The following is a 1049-nucleotide window of genomic DNA, read 5'->3' as shown; positions in this document are numbered from 1 at the left end:
TGCGGTCGGCGACGTCCGCGGACGCGGTCTGCTGCTCGGGATGGAACTCGTCGATCCCGAGGGCGAACCCGACTCGCTCGGACACTACCCCGCGGACGGTGACCTCGCGTCTGCCGTCCAGTCGGCGGCGTTCGATCGCGGTCTCGTCGTCGAGACCGGCGGCCGCCACGGCAGCGTCGTCCGGTTCCTCCCGCCGCTGACGATTTCTCCGTCGCAGATCGACGACGTCGGCGAAATCGTTCACGAGAGCGTTCGGTCGGTCGTCGCGAACGATCGAAAGCGAGCGGAGGCGCCGGCATGACGGGCAACGAACTGGCCGGCCAGTACCGTTCGGAACCCGACGGGCCGACGCCGCCCGAGGAGCCGACGCCGCCGGACGCCTCGAGCGCCTTCCTCGGCGACTCGGCTGGGAACGCCACGTACGAGCACGCGATCGATCGGGCGCGCGAGTGTCTCCTCGAGTCGTTCGCGACGGTCGAGGGTCCCTATGCGGGAACCGACCACGAGACGCTCCGCGAGCGGATTGACGACCTGGCCGTTTTCCCCGACGAGGGCGAGTCGCTCGAGGCGGTCCTCGAGACGGTCGGCGACGAGGTGCTCACCGATTCGGTTCGCGTCCACGATCCGGGTTGTGTCGCCCACCTCCACTGTCCGCCGGCGATCCCGGCGCTGGCCGCGGAGTTACTGGTGTCGGGGACGAACCAGTCGATGGACTCGTTCGATCAGGCTCCCGCGGCGTCCGTCCTCGAAGAGCGCGTCGTCGACGCCTGCTGTGACCTGTTCGACTATCCGACCGGCGCGGACGGCGTCTTCACGGGCGGCGGCACGGAGTCGAACGTCCTCGGCCTGCTGCTGGCTCGCGACTGGTACTGCGAGACGCGATTCGACCGAGACGTGCAGACTGCGGGACTGCCACCCGAGGCGACGGATCTCCGCCTGCTCTGTTCGGACGCCGCCCATTTCACGGCCAAGCAGGCCGCTCACCACCTCGGGCTCGGCGAGGACGCGGTCGTCTCCGTCCCGACCGACGGCGATCGCCGGATCGATCT

General features: G+C 69.6%; 2 protein-coding genes. Both read left to right on the top strand.

Translation table 11 applies throughout. From position 1 onward, the window contains the following. On the top strand, positions 1–301 hold a 301-nt coding region (locus tag PGX04_RS33100; RefSeq protein ID WP_273742353.1), incomplete at its 5' end, for an aminotransferase class III-fold pyridoxal phosphate-dependent enzyme. Next, on the top strand, positions 298–1049 hold a 752-nt coding region (locus tag PGX04_RS33095), incomplete at its 3' end, for a pyridoxal phosphate-dependent decarboxylase family protein (protein WP_273742352.1). The genes PGX04_RS33100 and PGX04_RS33095, both read left to right, overlap by 4 nt.

This window comes from Natrinema soli, from assembly GCF_028618695.1.
Note: the sequence above shows the minus strand (reverse complement) of the source record. Positions and strands in the feature narration are given on the sequence as shown.